General features: G+C 41.8%; 18 protein-coding genes. 14 read left to right on the plus strand and 4 right to left on the minus strand.

What is annotated here, in order from left to right:
- The first annotated feature begins 109 nt into the window (after positions 1-109).
- From LQ777_RS02165 to LQ777_RS02180, 4 genes are read left to right on the plus strand one after another with little or no spacing between them, the layout of a single operon-like run.
- Positions 110-1,216 (plus strand): glycosyltransferase family 4 protein, encoded by a 1,107-nt coding sequence (locus tag LQ777_RS02165; protein WP_232560877.1) that lies wholly within the window; start codon positions 110-112, stop codon positions 1,214-1,216.
- 27 nt (positions 1,217-1,243) lie between these two features.
- Entirely contained in the window at positions 1,244-1,969 is a 726-nt protein-coding gene (locus LQ777_RS02170) for a glycosyltransferase family 2 protein (protein WP_232560878.1), read from the plus strand.
- Positions 1,969-2,880, plus strand: a complete 912-nt coding sequence (locus LQ777_RS02175; RefSeq protein WP_232560879.1) for a glycosyltransferase — start codon at positions 1,969-1,971, stop codon at positions 2,878-2,880. Before LQ777_RS02170 ends, LQ777_RS02175 begins: the two co-directional genes overlap by 1 nt.
- Positions 2,877-4,100, plus strand: coding sequence for a hypothetical protein (locus LQ777_RS02180; RefSeq protein ID WP_232560880.1), 1,224 nt, complete (start codon positions 2,877-2,879; stop codon positions 4,098-4,100). Before LQ777_RS02175 ends, LQ777_RS02180 begins: the two co-directional genes overlap by 4 nt.
- 57 nt (positions 4,101-4,157) lie before the next feature.
- On the opposite strand, the gene LQ777_RS02185 is transcribed toward LQ777_RS02180, so the two are convergent.
- The 3 genes from LQ777_RS02185 to LQ777_RS02195 all read right to left on the minus strand — a co-directional run bounded on the left by LQ777_RS02185 (position 4,158) and on the right by LQ777_RS02195 (position 8,187).
- Positions 4,158-5,066: a glycosyltransferase family 2 protein gene (locus LQ777_RS02185; protein WP_232560881.1), complete on the minus strand. Its 909-nt coding sequence runs from the start codon at positions 5,064-5,066 to the stop codon at positions 4,158-4,160.
- 14 nt (positions 5,067-5,080) lie between these two features.
- Entirely contained in the window at positions 5,081-5,779 is a 699-nt protein-coding gene (locus tag LQ777_RS02190) for a glycosyltransferase family 2 protein (protein ID WP_232560882.1), read from the minus strand.
- A gap of 1,037 nt (positions 5,780-6,816) precedes the next feature.
- Positions 6,817-8,187, minus strand: a complete 1,371-nt coding sequence (locus LQ777_RS02195; protein WP_232560883.1) for a right-handed parallel beta-helix repeat-containing protein — start codon at positions 8,185-8,187, stop codon at positions 6,817-6,819.
- A gap of 352 nt (positions 8,188-8,539) precedes the next feature.
- Here LQ777_RS02195 and LQ777_RS02200 point away from each other — a divergent pair, with 352 nt between their 5' ends.
- The 9 genes from LQ777_RS02200 (at position 8,540) to LQ777_RS02240 (ending at position 21,229) form a co-directional block, all read left to right on the plus strand.
- Entirely contained in the window at positions 8,540-10,234 is a 1,695-nt protein-coding gene (locus LQ777_RS02200) for a tail fiber domain-containing protein (protein WP_232560884.1), read from the plus strand.
- 101 nt (positions 10,235-10,335) lie between these two features.
- Positions 10,336-11,652, plus strand: a complete 1,317-nt coding sequence (locus LQ777_RS02205) for a hypothetical protein (protein WP_232560885.1) — start codon at positions 10,336-10,338, stop codon at positions 11,650-11,652.
- 113 nt (positions 11,653-11,765) lie between these two features.
- Entirely contained in the window at positions 11,766-13,466 is a 1,701-nt protein-coding gene (locus LQ777_RS02210) for a TMF family protein (protein WP_232560886.1), read from the plus strand.
- Between the two features lies 1 nt (position 13,467).
- Positions 13,468-14,001, plus strand: coding sequence for a T9SS type A sorting domain-containing protein (locus LQ777_RS02215; RefSeq protein ID WP_232560887.1), 534 nt, complete (start codon positions 13,468-13,470; stop codon positions 13,999-14,001).
- Between the two features lie 169 nt (positions 14,002-14,170).
- On the plus strand, positions 14,171-15,697 hold the full coding sequence (locus tag LQ777_RS02220; RefSeq protein ID WP_232560888.1) for a capsule assembly Wzi family protein: 1,527 nt from the start codon (positions 14,171-14,173) through the stop codon (positions 15,695-15,697).
- 189 nt (positions 15,698-15,886) lie between these two features.
- Entirely contained in the window at positions 15,887-17,266 is a 1,380-nt protein-coding gene (locus LQ777_RS02225; protein ID WP_232560889.1) for a sugar transferase, read from the plus strand.
- Positions 17,267-17,307: 41 nt separating this feature from the next.
- Entirely contained in the window at positions 17,308-18,867 is a 1,560-nt protein-coding gene (locus LQ777_RS02230; protein ID WP_232560890.1) for a capsule assembly Wzi family protein, read from the plus strand.
- Positions 18,868-19,091: 224 nt separating this feature from the next.
- Complete coding sequence (locus LQ777_RS02235; RefSeq protein WP_232560891.1) at positions 19,092-20,231, plus strand: serine hydrolase domain-containing protein; 1,140 nt, start codon at positions 19,092-19,094, stop codon at positions 20,229-20,231.
- A gap of 104 nt (positions 20,232-20,335) precedes the next feature.
- A complete protein-coding gene (locus tag LQ777_RS02240; RefSeq protein ID WP_232560892.1) occupies positions 20,336-21,229 on the plus strand; it encodes an alpha/beta hydrolase in 894 nt (297 codons plus the stop codon).
- A gap of 188 nt (positions 21,230-21,417) precedes the next feature.
- Here the strand turns inward: LQ777_RS02240 and LQ777_RS02245 are convergent, their stop codons facing one another.
- Positions 21,418-21,858, minus strand: a complete 441-nt coding sequence (locus LQ777_RS02245; protein WP_232560893.1) for a DUF1573 domain-containing protein — start codon at positions 21,856-21,858, stop codon at positions 21,418-21,420.
- Positions 21,859-22,100: 242 nt separating this feature from the next.
- On the opposite strand from LQ777_RS02245, the gene LQ777_RS02250 reads away from it, so the two are divergent.
- Entirely contained in the window at positions 22,101-24,509 is a 2,409-nt protein-coding gene (locus tag LQ777_RS02250) for an alpha-ketoacid dehydrogenase subunit alpha/beta (protein ID WP_232560894.1), read from the plus strand.
- The last annotated feature ends 4 nt before the right edge of the window (positions 24,510-24,513 follow it).

The following is a 24,513-nucleotide window of genomic DNA, read 5'->3' on the forward strand; positions in this document are numbered from 1 at the left end:
ATATATGTTTAAAATTATATTTGTACTTGACAGAAAGTGTTTGTATTAAATTCAGACTGGAAAGAGTAACTGATAGGGATTAGATGTGAATCTCATTTGTTTTACTAATATGAATATATTTTTTGATTATCAAACTTTTTCCCTTCAGACATTTGGTGGTATATCAAGATACTACGCTGAACTTATCAAAGGTATAAACGAAACCCGTAATAACAATGCTTACTTACCATTGCTTTTCTCTAACAATGTTCATTTACAAGAAAGCGGATTAGGTGTTAGGCAAATGATGCCTAATAAAGATTTCTACAAGAAAATTCAAATAATTTATCGCTCTAATCAATTATATACCATCGCAAAATTATACCAAAAGCAGTTTGATATTTTTCATGCTACCTATTACGATCCTTATTTCATACCACATCTTAAAGGACGTCCATTCGTTGTCACGTTTTTGGACATGATTCACGAGAAATTCGTAGCTAAATTTCCAGGTTTAGATGATGGGGGTGTCATTTTTAAACAAAAAAAAATTATAGCAGGCAAGGCAGATAAAATTATAGCAATATCCGAAAGCACTAAGCGAGATGTTGTTTCCTTATTAGAAGTTGATCCCGATAAAGTAAAAGTCATATATCTAGGTAGTTCACTAAAGCCATCGAGAATCGAAACAATAGATGAACAATTAGCATTAGAACCATATCTTTTATTTGTGGGTAGACGTGAAAGATATAAGAACTTCGACGGGCTATTATCTGCAGTTTACCCATTATTAAAAAAATATAAGTTGAAGTTACTATGTGCTGGTGGTGGCCAGTTCACCAATGAGGAGCGCTTCTTTATTAACTCTTTGGGTGCAAGTTCATTTGTTCAGCAGTGTTCCATTGACGATCAAAAATTGCAGCAGCTTTATCAGGGAGCCGTTGCTTTCGTTTTTCCATCTATGTATGAAGGTTTTGGAATACCAGTTCTAGAAGCATTTGCATGTGGATGCCCTTGTATCGTAAGCAACAACAGTTCGCTTCCAGAGGTTGCAGGTAAAGCCGCAATATATATTGACCCTCTGTTACCAGAAACAATAGTCTCTGCCGTCGAAAAAGTGATCACTGATACTTATTTACGCCAAGAAATGATAGACAAAGGGTACGAACAACTTTCTCTCTTTTCTTGGGAAAATACTGTCTCTGACACTCTTGACTTGTACCGAGCTATTGCCTAAGTACCAGTAGCTCTTAAATCCAACATCGTGAGTAGACCACATTTTACAATTATAACAGTAGTTTATAACACTCAGTCAACACTAGAGGCCACTATTATAAGTGTTCTTCAACAGAAGAAAGGTTTATATGAGTATTGGATCATTGATGGTAATAGCACCGATGGATCAATAGATATAATACGTAAATACGAAAAAGAGTTAACAGGCTGGGTTAGCGAGCCTGATAATGGTATTTATGATGCTATGAATAAAGGAATCAACAGAGCGAACGGCAATTGGCTGTATTTTTTAGGGGCAGATGATACTTTAGAAAATAATGTGTTAGAAAAAATCGTTCCTTACCTGTCGAATGATGATAGCATGATTTTCGGAAATATACTCTTTGACAATGGACGATTGGTTAGATCTTTTCTTAATCTACGAACGTTCTTACAAAATACAGTACATCATCAAGGAGCTTTTTATAACCGAAAACTTTTTAAAGACTTTCGATATGACACTAGTCAGAAAATACTATCTGATTACGAACTTAACCTAATTGTACACAAAAACAAATTACCTGTTAGAGAAATACCAGTAGTAATAGCAATATGCAAAGAAGGAGGGGCAAGTAGTCATTTAGATAAGTCACTTGAGGAGACTAATCTTATAAGGTCTAAACACGTAACTAATATTTTTCTGCGGAAAACATTATCATTTAGCCTATGGCTATATTACAGTCAAAAAAAAATCAGAAATTACTTATTTAAATAATGAATATGGAAGAGTTGAAAATAAAAGAGAGTTATTGTTCTCTTTCGTATTCAGAGATTTTAGCCGATATTTTATTTGTGATAGTTATATATAAAGAAGATATAAGTAGATCTAATTCTTTTAACACAATAAGAAATGCAGTTGAGTTTTTATCGATTGGTGAAAAAGTAGATGTTCTGATTTGTGATAATAGTCCGAATTCCTTAGATATAATTACATATAGTAATAATTATTTTAACCTTTTCTACTTACACGATTCTGCAAACCCGGGGATAAGTGCTTCTTATAACAAGGCAGCAGAGTTCGCTGGTGTAAAAGGAAAACAATGGCTCTTTGTTTTAGATCAAGATACAATATTACCTATTAATGCATTGGAACAGTATATAAATGCTTTGAAAGCAGGCGCTAGTGTTCCTATTTTCGCGCCAAAAGTTTACTATAATGGTTTACTAATTTCTCCCTGTCATTTTGCGCTGTATAGAGGTTCACCATTAGTATCTATAAATTCTGGCGTACATAACTTAAAAAGTAAAAATGTTATTAATAGTGGCTTGTTAATTAATGTGTCCTCTTATCAAGAGGTTGGTGGTTACGATGAGCATGTCTGGCTCTATTTTAGTGACTTTGTCTTTTTCAACAGAATAAAGGCTAAGTATAAAAAGTTTTTCGTAGTTGATTGCGATTTACAGCATGAGTTATCTAGTTCTGATTACACAAACTATACATTTGCAATAAAAAGGTTTGATTATTACTGCCAGGGGGCTCGGGCTGCTAGTGCGAGTTACGAAAGTATAGGAGCTTATATTGTGAACGGAGTGATGGTTGGATTGCGAAGTGTTCTGATGAGTTATAGGTTTAAGAAATTGAATTTCTTAAAAGTTTTTTTCAACAGATATATACTTTCGAAATGAGAACAAAAATTATAGCTAATCCATTTTTCTGCTACATTTTTAGCTTTGGATTGTCACTATTGATATATTCTTGGGGTTGGTCAGAGCTATACCCAGCTTTGACAGTTGAAATTGTGATATTCCTTTTGACTTCTTTTCTTATAGCAATTATAGCGGGAAGGCGTGTGGGTAATAGGATAAAATTCAAAACTATTGGCATAGACGAAGCAAACTGGAAGATCATAGTCTTTATATTGTTAGGATATATTTTAGAATTTATATACAATGGGGGTATTCCTGTATATCTTTTATTCAAGGGTAATGATATCGCATATATGGATTTTGGTATTCCTACTTTCCATGTGTTGTTACATACATTCACTAGTTTTTATACGGTATATATATACCACCAGTATATTAGCAACAGGAATAATAAACTATTAATTTTATTATTCTTACTGTTGATACCTAATATCTTAATTGTGAACAGAGGGGCCTTAATTATGACTTTGACCGCCTGTCTGATAATATATTTATTGTCTATTGGTAGAGTTGTTGTGAAAAGGCTATTAATACTATTTATTGGTGCTTGTATCTTTTTTTATGGATTTGGATTTCTTGGTAACGCAAGGTCTTTTAATGGAGACTCAACAGCGCTTTTAAAAGTTACAAAAGTTAGCGATGATTTTACCGATGGCTTTATTCCAAATGAATATTATTGGTTCTATATATATGCATCCTCTCCGTTTGCTAATTTTCAAAATGCTACTATAACAAGCGTTAAACATAAATATGATGTTCTAACATTTGTAACATGGGAGTTATTACCAGATTTCATATCTAAAAGAATAGTACCAATTGATGAAGATCTGGAAGGGAAAAATAGATTAGATTACTCTATCCATCCAACATTAACCGTTGGGTCTATATACTTTGAGCCTTTTATTCGCATGGGTTGGTATGGACCAATAATTGTATTCTTATTTTATACTGCCATAGTTTTTTCATACATAAAATTATTCCCAACAGACAGTAAATATTTTATAACATCTGTAGCGATACTATGTGTAATTTCCATTTTCAACATTTTTGAGAATATGATAAACTTCTCTGGTTTAAGTGTTCAGCTAATATTTCCCATTTTGCTAAGTAGATTAGAAAAAGTAAAAGTTACTTTTTCTAATCTAAAAACGATAAATTTAGTTTTTTTAAGGAAAAAGATAAAATTTTTAGCTCATTAGTACACATTTCTTATAGCTTGATAGCTATTTTTATAGTTCCAGTAAATCGTTTTTAGCCTATTTCCAGAATGATCTATGCATACTGATTTTCCTCTTTAAAGCAATTGGCAAGTGCTCCTCCCAATTTCCTAGGCGGTATCCCGCGTATTTAGCAATTGTACGAAATATTTGTGACGGAATTAATCCTGTATGGCCATTATCTTTCAGGTATTGCCATTCTTGAATCACATATTTCAAGCCCTCAGATTCTGCATTGGAAAATTCTCGTAAAACATTTCGCTGTTCATTATGGAATACACCAATGTCGAAATAGCGTTTAAACTCCTCTAGGATGCTATAGTCGTGGGAATGTAATACTTCTGCTTCTGCACAATAAGCAACTCCTTTTCCTTGTAAGATAAACCGAGCTGCGGCTGACACATCTTCACCTAAAATAGTATTTGTAGGAAATCCTCCTATTAACTGTAAATCCTTTTTGTAATAGGCAGCAAAAGAATTAGAACATGAGCAAGTTTTGATACCCATCTGCGGAATCAAGTCTTTAGTCTTTACGATGCTAGTTGGAGGATAATTAGTAAGACGAGCAAAACGACCAAATATTTTTGTATCTGGATACGGTAATTGTCTTCCATATGCCATTGCTATATCTGTACTGCTAGTTAGCATAGAAATTAAATTTTCGAGCGTATTAGGAGAGACAGGTAATGCATCCTGCGTCAAAAAAATGGCTATCTCTGACCTCGCTATACTTAATCCAAGATTACGTGTTGCTCCGTGATTGAACTCAGTCTTATCTATTTTTATCAGTGTAATACCTTCTTCATTGACGATTATTTCCCGAGTGTTGTCTGTGGAGCCTGAATCTATTATAATTAATTCATGTGGCAAGGTCTGTGATTTGAGTTGCTCGAATAACATCGGTAAATATACGGCAGCATTATAAGTGGGTATGATAACGGATACCATAATGAGTAACAGTGTTACGATGAAAAATTAGAACTCAGCCGTCTAATGACGTGTAATAGTAGAAAAAATCTGTTTCTTAACCTCTGTATGAGGCTATAATCACTACTTTCACCAGTAGGGGAAGCGTTGCTTCCATGTCTTACATAGCTTATAAGCGGCTGAGGGTAGAAACAAACTTTACCCTTTATTTCAACTAATAGTCCAATCCACCAGTCATGCATATGTACTTGCGTAGGAATAGGCAAGGCATATGCTAAAACCTCTCTTCGAAAAGCCATGCAGCATCCTATGTAGGAGTTTTTGTATAGGTTGAGCCAAAACCCTGATCTACTGTTTCTGTACTTGAAAAAGGATGAATGCAATATTTGACCTTTTTCGTTTACAACTTGACAATCAGACAATATCAAATCGTGAGTATTCAATAATTCTTTAATAACTTTAACTTTATTATCCAGCCAAAGATCGTCTTGGTCTGCAAGTATTATATAATCACCTGTTGCGTGCCTCAAAGAGTTCTGAAAATTACCTACTGGACCAGGAGTACTTATGTTGTAAACAATTTTTATTCTATCATCTTTAAGTTGAGATACAATATACAATGTCTTATCAAGAGAATTATCATCTGATATAATTATCTCATCTTCTGTGCTGAGTTGTGGCAAAATACTTAATAGCTGGTTTTTTATATGTGCTTCGCCGTTGTAAGAAGCCATGCAAACACTCACTCTCTTCATAAAATAACAATTATGTCAAATCAATTGTAAGAATAAAATTTTATATGTAAAAGGCGGCTAGAAGACACTGATTGTCAATTTGAGTGCCTAAATATACTGTATAATTCGTAATGTAGCCCAACAGTAATAAAGTACGCTTCTACCAATTTTGCTAATTGATAATTATATTGTATATATTGAAAGTGCAGTTTTCGGTATATCCTTTCTAAAGTATTTAACACGTATGGAGCCTAAACCATACTTATGCTGGCAAATTCATTATTGTAAAACTATCTGTTTTAGCTGTTATTTTAACTTTTATAAGTTAAAATATAATTATAAACGATTGAAAAAAGTGGATACAATCTTTGTTTTAGAATAAAACTCGATACGATGTTTCTTAGTTGCGAAGATACAGTCAATAAATTCAATAATTCTAAAAATAAAGCCTACCCCTAAGCAAACAAAATAGCCTTTGTTATTCTCTCATTTTTTAAAATGTGGATAAGAATAGAAGTTTCGCTTGGTAGTCAATATCATTTTTTCTGGTAAGTATACCCAAATCATACACTGGTTTAAAATTGTATAAAATAATCTGCTTGTCATCATTTAATTCTTATAAATAGCACATGCACTTAAACTAATTTATATAGCTATAAATTAGTTTTTGCTTGCGTCTGAAATGAAATTCACCTTTTCAAATTGTTATAAAATCTTTTTTTTGCTCCTCATTATGCATGTTTTAGTGTAGATAATTACATTAAGGAAAGGGGTGTGGCTGCTTCATGCTTCCTAATTTATGTTAATTTTATAAACTGATACAGATTAGGAAATTATTGCATTATCGTTGCTGAAAAGGGTAAATGTAAACTAACAATAATAATTAAATGGCTATGCTTAGTTCGTAACCGAGGATTTGTATGTCTATGTTACTGTACGTACTCTACAAAGTTATTTCTGATCGATACTATACGTATCTGTATTAGCTTGAAATTAGTTTTGCTCGTGTGTATATTATGTCAAAGGTTTTTCACTAATTATGGTTTCTTCTTTTGTGCAAAACGTAGTGATGGTGTGTTTGTCAAAAGTTTCTCACTTACTGCTGTACCTTTTATATTCCAACTTCGGATCTCGCCGGATACATTGTTTAGTGCATAAGCGTGCTGGTGCATAATTTTAGCCCTATTGTCGATCACTGAGTTGTTTTCGCAGTATAAGCGAGTTACGTTACCTATCTCGATCACATCACCGGATAGACTCTGTGATGGTACTGGACCGCTACAGTTTAAGAAGGTGTTACTTAGAAATTGAAGTTGATCGACACGATTTCCCCAAAAACCATTTGCTTTACTGCTGATGATTTTGTTGCCTTTAATTATTATATTCTTTAAACGCTTACTTTCCCCAGCGTTAACCTGATTATTGGAGCCAAGTGAACCTATAAAAATAGCGGCTCTTCCTGTAGAGGCTTGCCCGTTATTATCATAAGATGAATTGTTTATCGTAACCGTGCTGCACGAATTTTCAATTCTATTGTTTAAAATCTGTGCGTTAGTTACGGTTGATGTGCTACCAGGGTACAGTTCTTTGGAATTGAAAACGGCTATACCGGCAATGACAGTGTTTTTTATACGGTTACCAATGACCTTAATATTTGATGACCCAATTGAGCCGAACCCTTGATATACATTTTCGATTGTATTGTTAGTTGCCGTTAGATTTGTGGCTTGTTTATAGCCATATTTAAGTAAGGTTTTTTTTTGCGATGCAATGCCATAATCATGAAAAGACATTGCATCATCTTTAATTTCTTTATATATGTTGTTTAGATATTTAATATTAGCTGAATAATGGGAATACGTGCCATCACGAAACGTATGCTCAATCACACTATTTCTTATAGTTACATTATTACTGTTTGTAATTGCTACACCCATTTCTGGTGAATTCAGTATATGTACTTTGTTGACAGTTACTAACTGACAGCTTTCAAACTGAAAAACATGTTGGCTATTTCCCCCATTCTTTGTTGGCATTTCTGTATATCCATATTCACCACCTTCTATGTTTAAATTTTTGCAGTTTTGGAAAAGAAATGTCGCTTTTGTGAGGTCACTGTTAAGGATTTTAGCACCAGTTGCTATTAATTTCTTTTTTGATATATTATTAACAATAATTAGTGTAGAAACCTTGTAAAAAGCTTCTGTTTTTTCTGCATATATGATAGGAAATGATGAGTTTAAAGCTTTCACAATCGCTTGTGTGTCGTCAGTTTTTCCATCGCCTTTTGCCCCAAAATATCTCAACGTTAGATGTTTAGGTTGGGAAGCAGCAGTTGTACGTTGATTTTTGATGTTACTGGACCGGACAACTTGTTCGAGAAAAGTAATTGTTTCTCTTGATTTCATCAAACAGCTACTTGGAACCTCGTTTTTGTATACGAGCATCAGATACGAAGTAGTCGCTAGCAGCAAAAATTTTATCATATGGGATAGTTATTAAATATGCTTTATGGTAGTGCTCTACAGAAATGGCAAGATTGGCTCACAGTAAATAATTACTCGCTTAGAATCATTTTGTTACTAAAAAAATATGTTTGTTTGTTTGGTAGTATTGTTTTTTGCTTTAATTTGTACTTAAATGTCGCAAAATACTATACATTTATAAGTTAAACCGCTGTTTTTAAGTCACTTATGATGTAAATAAGGGGGCTTATTCGAAAGTTAGCTTATTTCACTACCTATTTAATCACTTGACAACATGAAAAATTCGTTTACCAAGGTTCATAGAGCTATATATATCGTATTATGCATAGCACTAGCAAGCGAAATCAGTGCACAAGTGCTTGTGGGAACACCATCAGGAGCAATAGATGGGTCTGCATCCCTAGATGTTAGGTCGGGACCTTATCCAACAGGGAATCAGTATAGAGGGTTGGTAACTCCAAAACTTACTACTCAACAACGTAATCAGATACAAAGCCCAGCGACTGGATTGTTGATATTTAATACAACTACTAACCAGATAGAAGTAAATAGTGGTACAGCTTCCTCACCTGTCTGGACTACGGGGGGATCCTCTAATAGTGGCGGAGCATGGAGTTTGACAGGAAATGCTGGGACCGTTGATAAAGTTAATTACTTTGGTACGCCGGATAATGTCCCTATAACTTTTAAAGTTTTCAACCAGCCTGCAGGTCGGATAGATCATATTCTTTTTAATTTAGGTCTAGGGTTTTTTTCCATTAATCCTAATACGACAGGAACGTATAACACGGCAGTTGGTAGTTACACGTTACGGAACAATACTACTGGTATTGCAAATACTGCTGTAGGAGCTGGAGCGTTGACTACTAATACATCTGGTACAGCAAACACAGGTGTAGGCCACGACGCTCTTATCGGTAATGTCGATGGAAGAGAAAATACGGCGGTAGGTCAAAGTGCTCTGCGTAACAATACCAGTGGCTTCTCAAATACAGCTTTAGGAGCTGATGCCATGAATGAAGCTACTACCAGTTATGATAACACTGCATTAGGTGCGTCGGCGCAATACAATACAACAACTGGTTACTCAAACACCGCGGCAGGAGCTCTTGCTCTATTTTCTAACACAACTGGCTATAATAATGTAGGAGTAGGTAACTATGCTCTGCAAAACAATGTAACTGGGTACTTGAATTCTAGCCTTGGCTTCAATGCAGGTCCTTCCAGTGGTAATGGGTCAGTGCATCATGCTATAGCGATTGGAGCTGCAGCTGTGCCGAATGCTATATACTCAATAGCGATTGGAGCTGATGTAACGATAAATAGCAGTGCTAATGGGCTATCAACAGCGATTGGGGCGCTTTCGTCAGTGGGCGCTAACGTCAGTAATTCTACAGCAATAGGAGCTCGCTCAATAGTAAATAGTAGCAACACAATCGTGTTAGGCGATGCAAATATAAGCTCTTTGCGATGCAACGTTCAAAGCATTTCAACCTTATCTGACAAGAGGATAAAAGATGATGTAACTGCCAATGTACCAGGTCTAAGTTTTATTACTCGATTAAAACCCGTTACTTACTACATAAATAAAAGCAAAGAAGCTAAAATACTAGGTTACCCTTTAGCACATGTTCAAAAAGATACAATACTTCACAGCGGGTTTTTAGCTCAGGATGTCGAAATAGTCGCTAAAGAGATAGGCTATAATTTCGAAGGAGTACGTCAGGAAGAAGGTGGGAAATATTACACTTTAGGATATTCTACGTTTGTTGTACCATTAGTACAAGCTGTTAAAGATCTTCATAGCGAAGTCGAACAATTAAAGGCTCAGCTTGAAGAAAGTAAAACGGCTTACAAGCAACTATCTGTTCAGGTTCAGCATATACACGAGATTCTAGGAGTTTCAAAAGCGGTATCTGATAAAAAAGTAAGTAAAAAAAAGCTAGTTAGCAATGTTCACACATACTAACTTATGGCTATACACTTATAATCCTGAACAAATATCATAGTTTAGTGGGTAAATAAGCTTTTGAAAAGGTATAAGACTGTATTTAACTGTTAGGATAAACAATGATAACAAAATTTACTCTGTCGATCATGGCCGCCCTATTTGTATCGGCTAGGGTTTGGTCTCAGCAAATCACCACGCCTGATTCTCAACCATTAAACCTGAGGACCGATGCCAACAATGTTACTCTATTTGTTGGGTTGAATACCAACGTTACTAATGGGGGAGCATCAAATACATATCTTGGTTACCAAGCCGGTCAAGCTAATACGGGTACGGGCAATACCTTCCTGGGCTTTGGTGCCGGACGCAACAACCAGTCGGGGGGCTACAACGTGTTTCTGGGTCTCTTGGCGGGGTCCAACAACACCACGGGGCTAGGCAACCTGTTCCTGGGACAGCAGGCTGGTATCAACAACACCAGCGGCAACTACAACCTGTTCATGGGCAACAGCTCGGGCAGCAACACCTCAACCGGTGGGGGCAATACGGCCATCGGCGACGGGTCGGCCCTGCACAACACCACGGGTCAGCGCAACACGGCCATCGGCCAGTATGCGGGGCTCAACAACCAGACGGGTACTGACAACGTCTTCATCGGCTTCGGCGCTAAGGCGGGCAACAACAACCCCACCAACTTGGTCAACGCGACCGCTATCGGGGCAAACGCGGTTGTCAGTGCGAGCAACAGCATGGTGTTAGGCAACAATGTAAACGTTGGCATCGGCACATCAACACCCAGCGCCAAGCTGGAGATCACTCAGGGCACTGCGGGCAACAGCGGGTTGCGCTTTACTAACCTGACTCGTTCCAGCCAAGCTGCTTACGTAGGCCAGACCAAGTTTCTAACCGTCAATGACCAGGGCGACGTAGTGCTTGGCAGCACTACCAGTAGCCCGTTGCGGGAGGGGGCGGAAGGCGCTGGCTCTTGGAAGTCGGAAGGTGACAATCTGGTGAACACCAATGCTGGTGGTGTAGTCATTGGGCCCGGCGTGAGCAATACACCCGCTGGCTACCGGTTGTATGTGGCCGATGGCGTGTTGACGGAGAAAGTGAAGGTAGCGGTGAAGAGCACTAACGACTGGTCGGACCGGGTGTTCGAGAGGGGTTACAGGTTGCGTGGTTTGAAAGAGGTTGAGGCCTTCATCAACCGGGAGAAGCACTTGCCAGGTGTTCCGTCTGCCGAGGAGGTGGTCAAGGAAGGAGTGGACGTGGGTCAGATGCAGGCCAAGCTTCTTGAGAAAGTGGAAGAGTTGACTTTGTATAATATCAGGCTTGCTAAAATTAGTCAGAAACAGCAGCGTGAAATAAATCAATTAAAGAAGCAGCTTAATTCAGTAGTCCAGAAAAAAAATAAAGCCTCTTTTGACAAACATTAGTCCTTTTATCAAAGATTTTTGATCTGAATTTTAACAAGTATGTGCTATAACCTAAATTTGACATGTACTTTTCCAATTAGAAAAATAGAACAGGAAATAAGCTTATATTAACTATGAAAAGAAATTTATTTTTCTTTGTTATCTCACCGTTCATGGTAGTTTCTTGGGGGTATGCTCAAACAAACTATGTATCAACGAGCCCATCATCTGCCACTCCAGGTTCTGACAACACACTAGTGGGTGTTGGGGCGGGCAATCTAAATATGAGTGGAGCCAGTAATCTTTTTATTGGTCGTGGTACTGGCATTCAAAATATGGCAGGAACGCAAAACGCGTTTCTAGGTGCATCATCTGGAGCAAAAAATACGTCTGGTCAGAAAAACTCATTTCTAGGGTATAGCTCAGGTCTTAATAATACCACAGGTAACAACAATACATTTTTGGGTAGCGAAGCCGGATATTCGAATAGCGTAGGATATAACAATGTATTCACAGGGCAACGAACAGGCTATTTTAACTCACAAGGTAATAATAACGCTTTTGTCGGATCAGGTGCGGGATATTCGAACACGGTTGGCAATGACAATACGTTTTTGGGTGCAGATGCTGGAAGCGGTAACATCACTGGCAGTGGAAATACATTTTTGGGATCGTTATCTGGTTCTACGAATGGGGATGCCTCTTCGAACACATTTGTAGGAGCAAATGCCGGTATTAATAATACGGGTACGGGCAATACCTTCCTGGGCTTTGGTGCCGGACGCAACAACCAGTCGGGGGGCTACAACGTGTTTCTGGGTCTCTTGGCGGGGTCCAACAACACCACGGGGCTAGGCAACCTGTTCCTGGGACAGCAGGCTGGTATCAACAACACCAGCGGCAACTACAACCTGTTCATGGGCAACAGCTCGGGCAGCAACACCTCAACCGGTGGGGGCAATACGGCCATCGGCGACGGGTCGGCCCTGCACAACACCACGGGTCAGCGCAACACGGCCATCGGCCAGTATGCGGGGCTCAACAACCAGACGGGTACTGACAACGTCTTCATCGGCTTCGGCGCTAAGGCGGGCAACAACAACCCCACCAACTTGGTCAACGCGACCGCTATCGGGGCAAACGCGGTTGTCAGTGCGAGCAACAGCATGGTGTTAGGCAACAATGTAAACGTTGGCATCGGCACATCAACACCCAGCGCCAAGCTGGAGATCACTCAGGGCACTGCGGGCAACAGCGGGTTGCGCTTTACTAACCTGACTCGTTCCAGCCAAGCTGCTTACGTAGGCCAGACCAAGTTTCTAACCGTCAATGACCAGGGCGACGTAGTGCTTGGCAGCACTACCAGTAGCCCGTTGCGGGAGGGGGCGGAAGGCGCTGGCTCTTGGAAGTCGGAAGGTGACAATCTGGTGAACACCAATGCTGGTGGTGTAGTCATTGGGCCCGGCGTGAGCAATACACCCGCTGGCTACCGGTTGTATGTGGCCGATGGCGTGTTGACGGAGAAAGTGAAGGTAGCGGTGAAGAGCACTAACGACTGGTCGGACCGGGTGTTCGAGAGGGGTTACAGGTTGCGTGGTTTGAAAGAGGTTGAGGCCTTCATCAACCGGGAGAAGCACTTGCCAGGTGTTCCGTCTGCCGAGGAGGTGGTCAAGGAAGGAGTGGACGTGGGTCAGATGCAGGCCAAGCTTCTTGAGAAAGTGGAAGAGTTGACTTTGTACGTTATTGAGTTGAAAAAGCAAAATGACGCGTTGAAACAGAAAAGCAGCCGACTGGAAAACCGTATCAATAGAATGCAAACCAAGACTCGTAAATAACATGAAATTACTAACCATAGTAGTAAGTTGCGGTCTGGCATTGAATAGCTTCGCGCAGGTCCCTCCTAAAAATCTTCGTATTCAGCTTAGTTATGAACGGGGTGGAAAATATACACAGCAGGCAGTCGAAACGATTGAAGCCACAAACACTGTAGGAACAGCTAGCGTGGTTGATTATAAGGCGGGGCGATCTGTTATATTGCTAGCAGGATTTGAAGCGAAGACCGGCAGTACATTTACTGCCGATATCCGACCCGTAAGCGTTGAAGGGGATGTTGCGTTAAAGTTAGATGCTTACCCCAGCCCTTTTGAGCATTCTACACGGATTGAATATTATCTACCAGCCGACGGTAACGTGAATCTATGGGTTATAGACGCTCAGGGTAAAGTTGTTGGTCAACTAGTGAAAGATGAGAGCCAATCAGCGGGCAAACATCATGTAGAATGGAAACCGTCTAACTTAGATGCTGGCGTATACATTCCTATCGTAGAAGCCAATCAGCAAAAGGCAACAAATCGCATTATAAAAAAATAGCCTTGACTATTTAGGCATGAACTTTAAAAGAAAGACCTGCACAGCGTGTAGGTCTTTCTTTTTTCGATTGTCTTTATCGTACGCAGCCTCAAAAAGTAAGCGGGCTGCAATAAACGTGGACTTAAGGCATTATAATTGCAAATTCATTTTCTACTCTACCCGACAATCAATGCTTAATTGCTTAAAGTCAGGTTCTCTACTACTTGGTGTTTACGTCATTGCTTCTTCTTTGCAAGCACAGTCAATTCATTTGCCTAATCGGTACACCGCTGAAGTTGGAACCTATTTTTCTTCCTCTACCCAAACACCATTTTGGCTAAGAGCTAATCAATACGGGGTTGTTCCGAATCAGTCGCCTGTAGTGACATATCGAGCTGGAATTTACAGCGATTATGACACCAGCCGTTACGACACTGAGCGTAAACGTAGTAAAAAATATGATTTTGCTTATGGTCTAAACGTCATTGTAAACACTCCGCAGAGCCAATTGCCTTACGAGCGAAACGTGTTACTGCCAGAAGCGTATATTAAAGTAAGGCGGGGAATTTTTGAAGCGTATATCGGGCGGCAGCGCGAAAAATTCGGCTTAGCCGACTCTACTTTATCGACAGGGTCGTATGCTTGGTCGGGTAATGCGATGCCTGTCCCTAAGATACAAATAGCTATTCCCGTTTTTACGCCCATTGGCTTTACAAAAGGATGGGTGTCCGTCCAGGGAACGTTTGCGCATGGTTACTTAGATGGTAAAGGGTATATCCAAAACACAATGCTACATCAAAAATCATTGTATCTACGTTTTGGGCGAGAGCGCGATGTGATACGGGTGTATGCAGGAATTAACCACCAAGCTGTTTGGGGTGGGCGTGCAACCGATACAACAGGTATACCGGGCACGATTCCTGCTGGCGGAAAATTGCCAAGTGGTCTGACGAATTACTTCTATGTGGTTAGCACATTAAATTCAGGCCGTACTGATACACAGCAATATACGTTCTTCGACTTGACAAACCGAGTGGGAAACCATCTTGGCTCCGTAGATATAGCTACTGAGATAGATCTGGTTCGTCATACACTTTACCTATATCGGCAGAACATATATGAAGATGGGTCACTATTCTACTTAATCAACATTGCTGACGGCCTGAATGGGATACGAATTCGACGTAATGATCCAGGAGCTATAGTTCGGGACATTTTATTTGAGTTCTTGAATACGACAAGTCAGGGTGGCCCTGAGTTCGTCATTGACGATCCTGATCGAAGAGGTAAAGATGATTACTTTAATCATCAGCAATACCGAGATGGTTGGGCTTACCGCAAACACACAATCGGCACGCCATTTATCGCACCCGCGCTTGGACCGCAAGATCAATATCCGTACGGCACATTCACAGCAAATAATCGAGTCTATGTTTTCCATACAGGAATCGCTGGAAGTTTACCAATTAGGGGAAGTGCATTTGAAGGACCCATATCGTACCAATTAAAGTTATCTTACAGCCGCAATTTAGGTACATACGATTATCCGTTTCGCTCGATTCGTGACCAATTTTCTGGTCTTGCTAGTTTCATTGCTCCAGTAGCAATTTTAGGTGGCATCCAACTTACTGGAAGTATTGCCGTTGATGCCGGAACGTTTTATCAAAACAGCGTAGGGGGGTATATTAGTTTAAAGAAAAATTGGTTAACGCGATAATGCGCTATCTAATCTATTACTACACGTACGGTTACATATTAACAAATTGGATAAAAATTGCTACATTGCAGGCAAAGTACATAAACCGTAGGATAATTTTAAGAAGTGCTGCTACACCTTGAATACTATCTTCGTTGTCTAAACAGAGAGTAAGTGTTGTAATGGACTTGCACGGTAAATAAGTAGATTATGAGGCATCGCTATTCCATATTACTCTTTCCGCTCCACATTATTGTTGATTTTTTGAGTCTTAATGTAGCCTTTGTTGGAGCATACGGAATAAAGTTTGGAACGATATCTCCTGTTTTTGAACCACCCTATGTGACGTTATGGTGGGTTTTTAATCTGATCTGGTTAGCTGAAATTCTGGTATCCAAGCCTTACATATTTCCCCGGCAACTATTCAAAGCGGATCATTTAATCAAAAAAATGCTTATTTTGATGGCTGTACACGTGGCCATCATTGCAATATATTGGGTAGCTGTTAAAGGTTATTACTACTCGCGCGGACATATTGCGATCACATATGGATTGTTTGCTACTCTGGGTATTGCTTTTCGAATAGGAGGGTTACTATTTTTGAAGGAATACAGATCCAGAGGGTATAATAATAGGCGGTATATTATTGTAGGATATGGAAAGCTAGCAACTACAATCCGAGGTTTTTATGAGGCTCATCCCGAAATGGGATTTCATTTTAAAGGTTATTTCGATGATCCTACTCCCGAAACTGCGGATCAATTGAAAGGTAATTACGATCAACTGGTTGATTATGTTCGTGTTAATCAGATTGACTGTGTATACTGCTGTATGCCCTATATTGACAATAGTCGTCTGAAAGGAATTGTAGATGATGCGGAAGCTGTTGATTATCAGGTTAAATTACTGGTCGATTTCCGAGGATTCCTAGCTCGTGGCGCGTCGGTTGAATACCATGATTTCCTGCCTGTGCTAAATCTGTCCTCGCAAATGTTGGCTGACTTCCAAGTTAATACACTTAAGCGAGGATTCGATATTGCTTTTTCGTTAGGAGTCATCGTACTTGGGGCTCCCTTCTTTCTTTTAGTAGCGTTAATTACGCGAGTAACGTCAAAAGGACCCGTCTTTTATGCTCAGGAACGTATTGGACGAGGTGGTAAGCCCTTCTTGATTTATAAGTTTCGGAGTATGTATGTCAATGCGGAGCAGGGCGGTCCCGTGTTGTCAGCAGGGTACCGAGATAGCCGAATCACTCCTTGGGGATGGTTTATGCGCCAGACTCGCTTAGATGAATTACCTCAGTTCTATAATGTTTTACGAGGAGATATGTCTGTTGTTGGCCCTCGCCCCGAACGTCAGTTTTTTATTGACCAAATCATCGAGGTTGCTCCAGAATATAAAACTTTACTCAAAGTCAAACCAGGTATCACGTCGATTGGCCAAATTAAATTTGGTTATGCGGCTAATATTGAAGAAATGGTACAGCGGTTGCGATACGACTTGTTGTATCCTGAACGCCGGTCTTTTTTGTTTGATATGTGGATTATCGCCCAAACAGTCCGGGTAATGATGCAGGGCCGTGGAAAATGACCTTGGTGCCAGTCGGGGCAGTTGATCTATTCCTTCACTTTATGAGATTTGTCCTTTGCTGCTTTTGTTGTCTATGGCTGTTGCTTTTCCCTGTATCTGCCTCTTATAGCCAACGCATTAACCAATATGATGTAGAAGCAGGAGGAATGATTTCTTCTAATCATACTCCATTCTGGTTAAGAGCGAATCAATATGGTACAGTCCCTTTACAAACGCCCTTGCTCCGCCTGAATGTAAGTCTCCGCGCCGATTACTTATCCGTGGACAGTACGGGGCATCGGCCAAAAGCTGATTGGGGATACGGCCTGAATGTAGTATCGAACGCAGGTCAAACGAGTCAATTACTTTTGGCCGAAGCATATATTAAGGGGAGGGTAGGCGCTTTTGAGCTTTATGCGGGTCGCCGGAAAGAAATTATTGGGTTAGTTGATACGCTGCTAACCACCGGAGCTTATGCTTGGTCAGGAAATGCGCTTCCCATACCCAAAATTCAGATCGGTTTACCTGCATTCACATCAATCCCGTTCACAAAAGGTGTCGTATCTGTGCTGGGCGCTTGGTCGCACGGATGGTTCGAAAACTCAGATCGTTTAATAAAGGGCTCTTACTTACATCAAAAATATCTGTATCTACGATTAGGAAAGCCATCCTGGAAGATTCGTTTATACGGAGGTTTCAATCACCAAGTCATTTGGGCCGGGCAAGCAGATCCTGGCGTCTTACCACCAAATATTGCTGTCAATGGGAAGTTACCATCCAATATTCGCTATTATCCAAATGTAGTTCTTGGAACACAGGGAAACGATTTTATCAATGATGGTAATCTTACATCCTTTGAAGATAACCGAATCGGTAACCATTTGGGCTCTGTCGACATAGCCGCTGATGTTGATCTGGCTAACTGGAATGTGTATGCTTATCGGCAATTCTTATACGACGATGGCTCTCTGTTTTACGGCACCAACTTGCAGGATGGGTTAAACGGTATTCGTATTAAGAACATGAATCAGCCAACTGGGTCTGCCTTTTTTCTCCGGCAGTTTACGTTCGAGTATCTTTTTACTGGTAGCCAGGGGGGGGCAGAATTTGTTATTGATGACCCGGAGCGTAGAGGTCGAGATAATTATTTTAACCATAGCCAGTTTGTAGATGGATGGACGTACTTCGGACGTACAATAGGAACCCCCTTTCTAACATCAAGAGCTGAAGTCAACCCGAATTTGACTAGATTTAGTCCCGCTATTGCTAATAATCGGGTTAGCGCCTTTCATGTCGGTCTTAGTGCCCTGATAGTCGATAAGATCGATTTGACAACGCGATTGTCCTATAGTATTAATGCTGGAACGTATGATATTCCATTCATTAGCTTGCCTCGTCAGTTTTCAGGATTAATATCGCTGGCCGTTCCCATAGGCATTCTAGGCGGCTCTACAATAAATGCTTCCGTCGCTGCTGATGTAGGTGAATTGTTGCCGAGAAGCGTTGGTGCTTACCTGGGAATACGTAAAGTTGGATTTTTAGGCCGGAAACCAGCCAACAAGAAGCTATCTTCCGGAGCAGACAAGCGTTCGGATTTTCAAAAGGCTAACCATCGTTGGTAAGTGCGCTGAATAAGTTTTTAAACTCAGTTTTATTTTTTGGGCAAACCTATCCTTGGCATTTGACGAAGGTTTTTATTTTTGTGCGTACAGAGATTAGTCAAGTAAGGGGTAGGATGGCGAGGATGAACAGGATAGTAAGTGTAATAAGCGTATTAGTCTTTCTAAACCTTATTTTTTCTTGCGGGCAAAGCACGCAAAAACAGTTAGATAAGTCAGCAAAAGAATTGCGCAACTGTGCCGACGAGCAGGTTCTCACACCTGAACAACAAGCGGCTGTTCGACAGGAAATCCATGCTGACCAGAAAGCTCAGCAGATTGAACACATCTTTCAGCAGAAAGTACGTGAAGGTCTAAACGGTAACGTTCTGGTAGCACAGAAGGGAATGGTCCTTTACAAGCATTGCTTCGGCTTGGGCCATTTCGAGCGGGGGCAACGGGATACACTAGTCGATGATTCAAAGTTTCAACTGGCATCGCTGTCAAAAACGTTCACGGCTGTCGGTACACTCAAGCTTATCGAGCTGGGTAAGTTGAAATTTGAAGATACTATTCAAAAATTCTATCCTGATTTTCCTTATCACGGTATTACGATTCGCGAATTGCTGAGCCACCGAAGCGGGTTGCCGAACTATCAGTATGCCTTCGATGATAGCATGAAGGTTAATTTCTATAAAAAAGAAAAGCCTTACCCGTCCAATGCAACCATTATGCATTGGTTCGCCACGGTGAAGCCTACTCCCAGAGCCTACAACATTCCTGGTCGTGGTTTTAGCTACAGTAATACCAATTACATGGTGCTGGCGTCAATCATCGAAAAAGTGTCGGGTAAAAGCTACGAAGAGTACATACACGCTACAATTTTCGAACCGCTGGGAATGCATCAGACCTTTGTGGCGACGACAAAAAATGAGTTGTTCAATCAGCATAAAACGGCAGGTTATCAATGGAACCGACGAATACCGAAAGATTACTATGATGATGTCGTCGGTGATAAAGGTATTTACTCAACCATCGGCGATCTATTTCGATGGTATCGAGCGCTCAATGGCGATTGTGTCTTACAGAAAAAGACATTGCAGGAAGCCTTTGTGCCGCGGAGTTTTGAGAAAAAAGGAGCAAAGAATTACGGCTACGGCTTCCGAATGATGCTCGGCGACGATAATCAACCTGAATTTATTTACCATTCAGGCTGGTGGAAAGGGTACAACACCATGTTCTGGTTTAGTCCAAAAGATGAGTACGTCATCATAATGCTAGGCAATAAATACAACAAAACGGTATATCGGGTAAAAGAGCTCATCGATGTTCTCCGAAGTGATTCAAAAAGTACAGACACTGCGGAAGAAACGGAGGCAGAAATATGAGTAGAGCCGACCTGAGTGTCGGCTTTTTCATGCAATTATCATCGGCCCTGTTGCTAACCTTACGCCTTTATATGCGCAATCTATTCGCTACTACACTTTTAACCATGCTCCTAACGCAAACGGCCCATTCGCAGGAAGTAATAAAGTTATGGCCTGATGGAGCCATTCCCAATGCTATTGCTGGGGCACAGATCGAAGAGAAATCAGATCCTGGGAATGACGGAATCATGCGGATCAGTAACGTATCCGTACCGACGCTTACGGCTTACCTGCCCGCCAAGAACAACGCAACGGGGACTGCTGTGATGATCTGCCCAGGTGGCGGGTATTCGATTCTTGCATCAGGCCACGAAGGCGTTGATATTGCCAAGTGGTTTAATGAGATGGGCATAACGGCTTTTGTACTGAAATATCGGCTGCCCAACGAAGCGATCATGACCAATCAACAGGAGGTGCCGCTTCTGGACGCCATGCAGGGAATGACCCTGATTCGGCAAAACGCAACCAAATACAATATTGATCCAAACAAGATAGGGGTTATGGGCTTCTCTGCGGGGGGGCACCTAGCTTCTACGCTGGCAACGCACTACCACCGTGGCCCTAAAGCGAATGAAGTGGCTAAACCAAACTTCGCGATTTTGATGTACCCCGTGATAACCTTGGGAGAGAAAGCCCATACGGGTTCAAGGGATAAATTATTGGGAAAGCTAAATACATCCGCCGAGATGCTGGCGTACTATTCCAACGAGCTACAAGTCTCCAATCAAACGCCACCGACATTTCTTGTTCACTCGGAGGACGACAAAGCGGTACCCGTTGAAAACAGCATTAACTATTATCTGGCCTGTTTAAAAAATAACATACCTGTCGAGATGCATCTTTATCCAACTGGTGGGCATGGATATGGACTTCGTACGGCAAAATTTGGCTCGTTGAATACTTGGCCCGCGGCCTGTAAAGCGTGGTTGACTGCCTTGACCGCTGCAAAGCAAAATTAGTAAGTCGCTTTTGGCGAAAGATGCCCGTTTCCGCTGCCAATAAACCGATAATCTACGGTTTATTGGCAGCGGAAACGGGCATTATGGCTGGTAGTGGCAGAAGAGTATCTCGCTAGTAAGAAGCAAAAAAAAGCATCCGGTAAACAACCAGATGCCTTTCGTGACCACACTATTAACCCTTCAGCGTGTTAGCGTGATTTCTTTTTGTCTTTGCCAGCAGGAGCTGCAGCAGGGCTAGCCGCCGTTTGAGCATCTTTTTGAGCAACGACTTCACCTTTCAGGTAAAGAACAGTTTGACCGGCCTCGGCATTGCTTGTTACCGTAACCGATTTATTGAATGGACCAGCCGCAGCAGCATTGAATGTAGCTGATACCGTACCCGTTTTGCCCGGCATTACTGGTTCGCGCGTCCAATTTGGTTTGGTGCAGCCGCAAGAAGCCGTAGCATCATTGATGACAATAGGATCAGTACCCGAGTTCTTAAATTCGAACACGTACGTTACTGGCTTGCCTTGCTCAACTTTACCGAAGTCGTGAGTCTCTTTAGCAAACTTCAGGACTCCCTTCTGTGCGTAGCCTACTGCGACAAACACAAATAAAGCTACGAAAAGTGAAAAAAACTTTTTCATTGGACTAAACGGAATTATGGTTTGGTTGTTTTACTAGTATACTCAGTAAATCGATTGTAGAGCAAAGAGTCTGCCAAATGCTAACTGCCTGCTGTTGACCTAACAAAGAAACAGAAAAAATCGTTTTTTTGAAAGCTGGGTTGTTTTGCCTTAAATTTACTTTCGCATGACGCTCGAAAGCGGGTATCATTCGCACCCTATGAGAAATTAAATGTTGGACGCTTTCAACCCGTAGCTCCGCTGTGATAGCAAACGAACAACTCCGCTCGACTGATATTTTAACTCGCGAAAAAATCCTATCTGATTACCGAATGGCCTGCGAAAGCCGACAGGTAAGTTTATTAGGTCGGCGCGACGTTATGGGCGGACGCGCGAAATTCGGAATCTTCGGCGATGGCAAAGAATTGGCGCAGATTGCAGCAGCCAGCGCTTTTCGTCGGGGCGATTTTCGTTCGGGGTATTACCGCGACCAAACGTTCGTAGCTGCTTTGGGTGAACTTAGCTGGCAGGAATTTTTTGCCCAGCTGTATGCCCATACCGATCTAGTGGCCGAGCCTAATACGGGGGGGCGGTCCATGAATGGACACTACGCTACTCGCTGGCTCGATGACCAGGGGCTGTGGCTTAATCAAACAGAACTGTTTAATTCTGTCTGCGACATATCACCGACAGCCGGGCAAATCCCGAGAGCGGTTGGACTAGCGTATGCATCGAAGCTTTTTCGAAACAACGAAGCATTGCGTGAGATGACCAGCTTCTCTCACAACGGGAACGAGATCGTGTTTGCTACCATTGGCGATGCGTCTACGTCACAAGGCATGTTCTGGGAGGCAATGAATGCCGTCGGGGTCTTACAGGTACCACTGCTGATGTCGATCTGGGATGATGGCTATGGTATTTCGGTGCCCGTTGAGTACCAGACAACGAAAGGGAGTATCTCAAAGGCGTTGGCCGGTTTTCAACGCGAGGGACAAGAGGAAAAAGGAATCGAAATTTTTACCGTCAAAGGCTGGGACTACGCAGCGTTGCTGGAAACGTATCAGCAAGCCGCTCGTATCTGCCGGGAAGAACATGTGCCCGTGCTGGTTCACGTACAAGAACTCACGCAGCCACAGGGCCATTCGACGTCTGGTTCGCACGAACGCTATAAGTCGAAAGAACGACTTGCTTGGGAAGCGGACCGAGACTGTAACCGGATATTTCGCCAATGGATTCTCGAGAATGGCTACGCCACAAGCGATGAGTTAGAAGCTATCGAAGCGGAATCCAAACAAGTCGCTAAGAAGGCTCGGCTTGATGCATGGCATGCATCCGAAGCGTCGATGAGAGAAGATCTTGAGACTGCGCTGGCTTTACTTCAGCAGACCGCAAGGCATAATTCAAAATCGGCTGTGCTAATGGCACTTCGGGAGGAATTACGTACAACGGTCAATCCCTTGCGCCGAGATGCTGTTTCCACTGTTCGGAAAGCGTTGCGAATACTTCGGAACGACCCAGGGACTGCCCGGCAAAAGCTGAAAGCATGGCTGGAACGAACCAACGAAGCGAATGCTGATCGGTACAACTCACACCTTTATAGCCATTCGCCCGAATCGCCGATGCTGGTAGAGGCTATGCCCGCGCATTACGCCGACGACGCTGTACAGGTAGACGGCTATGTGCTGATGCAGCGATATTTTGATAGCTTATTTGCCCGAGATGCTCGGGTCGTTGCGCTGGGAGAAGACGTGGGTATGATTGGCGATGTAAACCAGGGGTTTGCTGGTTTGCAGGAAAAGTACGGCGAAATCCGAATTACTGATACGGGTATTCGTGAAACAACCATCATTGGACAGGGCATTGGGCTGGCGATGCGGGGCTTGCGGCCGATCGTTGAAATCCAGTACTTCGACTATGTCTATTACGCGTTAGCGACGCTTACCGACGATCTGGCAACGTTGCTTTACCGTACCAAAGGTGGGCAAAAAGCGCCTGTCATCATTCGGACGCGTGGCCATCGACTGGAAGGAATATGGCATTCAGGATCACCGCTGAGTGCGATGCTCGGTAGCTTGCGCGGGCTGCACGTACTGGTACCGCGTAACATGACCCAGGCTGCTGGCTTTTACAATACGCTGATCAAAGGAGACGATCCGGCCTTGCTGATCGAATCCTTGAATGGCTACCGGCTTAAAGAAAAGCTTCCCGACAACCTAGCCGAGTTTTGTGTTCCGCTTGGGGTGCCTGAAATACTGCGGAGCGGTTCAGACGTAACGGTTGTCACGTATGGATCAATGTGCCGATTTGTTATGGAGGCCGCTAGCCAGCTGGCCGATCTGGGTATAAGCGTCGAGGTTATCGATGTTCAGTCGTTGTTGCCGTTTGACGTCCATCATTCCATTGTTGAGTCTATAAAAAAAACAAATCGCGTTATCTTCGCCGACGAAGATGTCCCCGGTGGTGCGTCGGCGTACATGATGCAGCAGGTAGTAGAAGGTCAAAATGCCTATCGCTACCTGGACTCCGTTCCTAAAACAATCTCGGCTAAGGCCCATCGTCCACCGTATGGATCAGACGGGGATTATTTTTCGAAGCCAAGCGTTGATGATGTGATCGACACGGTGTACTCACTGATGAGTGAGTGCGAACCCGACCGATTTCCCGCTATATAATCAC

This window comes from Spirosoma oryzicola, assembly GCF_021233055.1.
GTDB classification, from domain to species: domain Bacteria; phylum Bacteroidota; class Bacteroidia; order Cytophagales; family Spirosomataceae; genus Spirosoma; species Spirosoma oryzicola.

What these genes read in the sequence shown, in the direction of transcription:
- LQ777_RS02165 (WP_232560877.1), top strand. Translation starts at nt 110, where the DNA reads ATGAATATATTTTTTGATTATCAAACTTTTTCCCTTCAGACATTTGGT.
- LQ777_RS02175 (WP_232560879.1), top strand. Translation starts at nt 1,969, where the DNA reads ATGAATATGGAAGAGTTGAAAATAAAAGAGAGTTATTGTTCTCTTTCG.
- LQ777_RS02180 (WP_232560880.1), top strand. Translation starts at nt 2,877, where the DNA reads ATGAGAACAAAAATTATAGCTAATCCATTTTTCTGCTACATTTTTAGC.
- LQ777_RS02185 (WP_232560881.1), bottom strand. Translation starts at nt 5,066, where the DNA reads ATGGTATCCGTTATCATACCCACTTATAATGCTGCCGTATATTTACCG.
- LQ777_RS02190 (WP_232560882.1), bottom strand. Translation starts at nt 5,779, where the DNA reads ATGGCTTCTTACAACGGCGAAGCACATATAAAAAACCAGCTATTAAGT.
- LQ777_RS02195 (WP_232560883.1), bottom strand. Translation starts at nt 8,187, where the DNA reads ATGAAATCAAGAGAAACAATTACTTTTCTCGAACAAGTTGTCCGGTCC.
- LQ777_RS02200 (WP_232560884.1), top strand. Translation starts at nt 8,540, where the DNA reads ATGAAAAATTCGTTTACCAAGGTTCATAGAGCTATATATATCGTATTA.
- LQ777_RS02205 (WP_232560885.1), top strand. Translation starts at nt 10,336, where the DNA reads ATGATAACAAAATTTACTCTGTCGATCATGGCCGCCCTATTTGTATCG.
- LQ777_RS02210 (WP_232560886.1), top strand. Translation starts at nt 11,766, where the DNA reads ATGAAAAGAAATTTATTTTTCTTTGTTATCTCACCGTTCATGGTAGTT.
- LQ777_RS02215 (WP_232560887.1), top strand. Translation starts at nt 13,468, where the DNA reads ATGAAATTACTAACCATAGTAGTAAGTTGCGGTCTGGCATTGAATAGC.
- LQ777_RS02220 (WP_232560888.1), top strand. Translation starts at nt 14,171, where the DNA reads ATGCTTAATTGCTTAAAGTCAGGTTCTCTACTACTTGGTGTTTACGTC.
- LQ777_RS02225 (WP_232560889.1), top strand. Translation starts at nt 15,887, where the DNA reads ATGAGGCATCGCTATTCCATATTACTCTTTCCGCTCCACATTATTGTT.
- LQ777_RS02230 (WP_232560890.1), top strand. Translation starts at nt 17,308, where the DNA reads ATGAGATTTGTCCTTTGCTGCTTTTGTTGTCTATGGCTGTTGCTTTTC.
- LQ777_RS02240 (WP_232560892.1), top strand. Translation starts at nt 20,336, where the DNA reads ATGCTCCTAACGCAAACGGCCCATTCGCAGGAAGTAATAAAGTTATGG.
- LQ777_RS02245 (WP_232560893.1), bottom strand. Translation starts at nt 21,858, where the DNA reads ATGAAAAAGTTTTTTTCACTTTTCGTAGCTTTATTTGTGTTTGTCGCA.